This is a genomic window from Geminicoccus flavidas, assembly GCF_009806515.1.
Taxonomy (GTDB): Bacteria; Pseudomonadota; Alphaproteobacteria; order Geminicoccales; family Geminicoccaceae; genus Geminicoccus; species Geminicoccus flavidus.
Genome location: NZ_WUJP01001018.1, coordinates 1 through 3,751 on the forward strand (window position 1 = coordinate 1; position 3,751 = coordinate 3,751).

The 3,751-nt window shown below is 64.8% G+C and carries 5 protein-coding genes; 4 read left to right on the top strand and 1 reads right to left on the bottom strand.

Going from position 1 to position 3,751, the window contains the following annotated elements; genetic code table 11:
• The first annotated feature begins 322 nt into the window (after positions 1–322).
• The 4 genes from EQG76_RS29060 (at position 323) to EQG76_RS29075 (ending at position 3,209) form a co-directional block, all read left to right on the top strand.
• On the top strand, positions 323–514 hold the full coding sequence (locus EQG76_RS29060; RefSeq protein ID WP_159718702.1) for a hypothetical protein: 192 nt from the start codon (positions 323–325) through the stop codon (positions 512–514).
• 380 nt (positions 515–894) lie between these two features.
• Positions 895–1,530 carry a ParA family protein gene (locus EQG76_RS29065; protein ID WP_159718703.1) on the top strand — a complete coding sequence of 212 codons (636 nt, stop codon included), beginning with the start codon at positions 895–897 and terminating at the stop codon, positions 1,528–1,530.
• The gene (locus EQG76_RS29070) at positions 1,523–1,813 is read left to right on the top strand and encodes a hypothetical protein (RefSeq protein WP_159718704.1); all 291 of its coding nucleotides are present in this window, start codon (positions 1,523–1,525) and stop codon (positions 1,811–1,813) included. Before EQG76_RS29065 ends, EQG76_RS29070 begins: the two co-directional genes overlap by 8 nt.
• 301 nt (positions 1,814–2,114) lie before the next feature.
• Positions 2,115–3,209, top strand: a complete 1,095-nt coding sequence (locus EQG76_RS29075) for a replication initiator protein A (RefSeq protein WP_159718705.1) — start codon at positions 2,115–2,117, stop codon at positions 3,207–3,209.
• A gap of 453 nt (positions 3,210–3,662) precedes the next feature.
• On the opposite strand, the gene EQG76_RS33785 is transcribed toward EQG76_RS29075, so the two are convergent.
• A complete protein-coding gene (locus EQG76_RS33785) occupies positions 3,663–3,749 on the bottom strand; it encodes a helix-turn-helix domain-containing protein (protein WP_407925585.1) in 87 nt (28 codons plus the stop codon).
• Positions 3,750–3,751: the final 2 nt, after the last annotated feature.

Consider the following 3,751-nt stretch of genomic DNA (forward strand, 5'->3'; position numbering starts at 1 on the left):
ACCAGCTCCAGTCTAGTCGTCCCTCTTGGGCACAAGGTGGAGCACGGCATCTTGAAGGCCACGCAGAGTGAGGGTGGTGCTGGTGACCTCCTCCCCCTTCAGTGGCGGGCACGTCCCCTCCCCTGCCGGCGTATGGCTGCCGCCAGGCCTGCCATCACCTCTCCTGGTCAGCGCGCCCTCGAACTGGCCCAGGGCGACGAAGATGGAGAACAGTGGCGCGCGAGGCCGAATCCCCTTCCTCGACTGTCACCAGCTGATGAGCTGGTGGGCCAGCTCGCTCACCCTCTATCCTGACGAGTTCCTAGGTGAGGAGGCGCTGCACATGACCAACCGCAGCTATGAATGCCTGACGATCCGTCTGGCCGACCTGGTCCTGGCCCTGAGCCGGGTGGGCGACCCACCTCGCCGTCTGGATGAACAGCCGATGCTGCAGGGCCGGTCGCTGCCTGGCGCGCCGCTGTCGGCTGGCTCCTGGCTAAAGCTAGAAGCATGCGAGGTGCCGGCTTGCTGCTAGATATTAGCAAGATAGCCGGCATCCCGATGCCTTCCTAACTTGCAGCAGGATGCGCCGATGCGGGACCCTGCCGGACAATGTCACGGGGGCGCTGGAGCCAGTGAGGAGGTGCTGCGAAGCCCTGCCTACACCGTCGCCCAGGGCGGCGATGACCTGCTCCTGGCGGAACACCGACGGGCGTCCCCTCACCTACCGCCGGCCAGGGTCGTCAGTGCGTCGTCATTTGGAGGCATGCACGAGGGTCACGGCTCACCGTGGCCGCTGAAAGGTGGCCGAATGATGCCGGATGTCTACCATCTTGCTGCTATCCATCTGCATTCTATCGGTTGGCAAGCGGCTACCTGCCGGCTAGGCATCGGGCATCCACCGAAGGATGCTGCATGGCTACCGTGGTCGCGTTCGTCAGCCAGAAGGGTGGCGTGGGCAAGAGCACCCTTGCCCGTGCATTGGCCAGAGAGGCCGCCGCCAGCGGCCTGTCGGTAAAGATCGCTGATCTCGACACGCAGCAGGGCACTTCGGTTGACTGGCATCGGACCCGCCTCGCCTCCACCATCGAGCCGGTCGTCGCTGCCGAAGCCTTCGGCTCGGCTGCCCAGGCCCTGAAGGCAGCCGACGCCTTTGACCTCCTGGTGATCGATGGCCCTGCTAGGACCAGTGCCGCCACGCTGGAGATCGCCCGCTCGGCCAGCCTAATCGTGCAGCCGACCGGCGCCAGCCTGGATGACCTCCGGCCTGCCGTCCGGGAGTTCCACGCCCTGGTGAAGGCCGGGATCCCGGCCGAGCGCGTCACCTTCGCCTTGAACCGGATCGGTACGGACGCCGAGGAAGCCGCTGCCCGGCAGTATCTCGAGGAGGCCGGCTACAGCGTCCTGATGGGCTGTCTCCCCGAACGACCCGCCTATCGTACTGCCCAGAACGGCGGCCGGGCGATCACGGAAACCCGCTTCGCCGGCCTCAACGCCCGGGCCGACTCCCTCATCCAAGATCTGATCGATAAGGTGACCGACCATGGCTGACGCCTCGAAGCTCAAGGCCCGGAGCCGGCTGGGCGCGCCGCCCGCTCCCGAAGAGGCGAGTCGGAACCTCCAGGCACCGGAGGCGGCGCCAGCACCTCCAGCACCCTATGTCCGCCGCGACGGTCGCTCCATGCGCCGCTCCCATCGCACTGTCGCATTCGCCACCAGGGTATCACCGGAGTTCGACGTCCGCATCCGCGATATCGCCGAGCGCGACGGCCTGCTGCTGGTCGAGGTTCTGGAGCGGGCTCTGGATGCTTACGAGCAGCAATCTGGTCGCTAGCTTGCTACAAGCTGGCATCTAGATAGCTGCATGCGAGTCGGCATCGCATTGACCGCTTTCCAGTCACCGCTTACCGGTATGAAGCTCCTCGGAGGTTGGGTTTGCCAATTGGGTCGTTCCGGTGCGCGGGTATAGAGACGCTGTTGGAGACCAGCAGGAGGCGCCGGTGGCCAGACGTCCTTCAGATGGCCGAGCGCAACCTGGCGCAGCGGAGCGCTGCCGTCCCACTGCGCTCCTTGAGTGTCCTGCCAGGCAAAACAGCATCAGGGTCGCGCGCCAATGACGGACACGCTTCATCTGGATGGTCGGACGAATCGGCAGTCCTTGTCCGAGCTTCGAACCACCGAACGCGAGGCGGCCGACAGGATCGAGGCGGAGATCCAGCCAGGTGAGCCGGTCGCGGCCTGATAAGGTGGGTGACGCAAGCAAGCTGAGGGCCGCCCTGGAGAAGCTGGGTGAGTCGGTTGCGCAAAATGGCGGGCGCGCCAGCCGGAGAGCCTCGGTACGCAAGCCACCCAAAACCGAGTCGCAACCCAGTTTCTTCGCGCCCGCCCTCTACGACGTCGGCACGAAGGACAGCCGCAGCATCATGGACGTGGCGGTGTTCCGCCTGTCTAAGAAGGACAAGCGGCCGGGGGACATTATCCGCTACGACATGCCTGATGGGTTCGTGCAGGTGTCTGCTGGCCCAGCGGGAATGGCGTCGGTCTGGGACTATGACATCGTCCTGATGGCCGTCTCGCACCTGACCGCCGCCACCAACCGTTGGCGGGCAGGCAAGGGCGACAAGCCGGGCCGGGCCTTTCGCCCGAACGTGGCCGAGATCCTGAAATTCTGCCGTCGCGGCGATGGCGGCAAGCAGCACGACGACCTGGTTGCCGCCCTCACGCGGCTGAGCACCACACACGTCACCGTGGAGCGGACCAGGAAGAACCGGGCCGGCAGGGTCATCACCGTGACCGAAGGCGAGGGGCTCATCAACCGCTACCGCGTCGTGTCGGGCGCCGCCACGGGCAAGGTCGATGCCGTCGAGATCGAACTGCCGGACTGGATCTACCGTGAGGTGGTAGAGATGGAGCGGCCCGATGTCCTGACCGTCCATCCCGACTACTTCCTCATCGAGCCCGGCGTCGGCCGGTTCCTTTATCGCTTGGCACGCCGGGCAGCCGGTCGAGGCAACGCGATGTGGTCCTTTCGGACCATCTACGAGCACAGCGGCAGCGCCAGCTCCTTCAAGGAGTTCAGCCGCATGCTGCGCAAGCTGGTCGAGGCAGACGACCTTCCCGAATATGCTATCGCCGAGCAGGAAGGGCAGGGGGGGCCAATGCTGGTGATGCGGCACCGATCGGGCTTGGGTGTGCAATGTACGGATGGCAGCGGCCAGCAGGGCAGCTGACCCGCCTCCTTGTGGATAGTTCCGTACATTACCCACCAAACCCCCGTATATCACCCACCCGAATCCGTACATTGCCCACCAGATCCCGTACATTGCCCACCGGGGTCATCCGCAAGCTGCTGATTCTTCAAGCCGATTCGGCAGTTTTGGCGCCTAAAACTCTAAAACATAATTTAAAACTCTAAAACGCACAGCGGGCTTGCGAGGAAGGCGGCTCGCGCAGCCGCATGAAGTCGCACATCATGTAGCAGGATTGCTGCAAGATTGCAGCTTGCAGGCCGAAGAGAGACATTCGGCTATCAGGGCTCGCTGGGGATGACCGCTTCCCGAGGGGAACGTCGAGGGCTCAGCGGGGACATCTCGTCGTCGAGCATTCGATGGCCTGACTCCTTGGTCACCGCCATGTCCGGCTAGCGGCGATCATCTTCGGTGATGGCTGGGATGAAGCGAAACCTATGCCGGTGGGCGCTGCACCCCCAGCACCCGATAGACTGAGGCCCGGCCGATGCCGAGCCTGCGGGCGATCGCGGCGGCACCCAGCT

What these genes read in the sequence shown, in the direction of transcription:
- EQG76_RS29070 (WP_159718704.1), top strand. Translation starts at nt 1,523, where the DNA reads ATGGCTGACGCCTCGAAGCTCAAGGCCCGGAGCCGGCTGGGCGCGCCG.
- EQG76_RS29075 (WP_159718705.1), top strand. Translation starts at nt 2,115, where the DNA reads ATGGTCGGACGAATCGGCAGTCCTTGTCCGAGCTTCGAACCACCGAAC.
- EQG76_RS29065 (WP_159718703.1), top strand. Translation starts at nt 895, where the DNA reads ATGGCTACCGTGGTCGCGTTCGTCAGCCAGAAGGGTGGCGTGGGCAAG.
- EQG76_RS29060 (WP_159718702.1), top strand. Translation starts at nt 323, where the DNA reads ATGACCAACCGCAGCTATGAATGCCTGACGATCCGTCTGGCCGACCTG.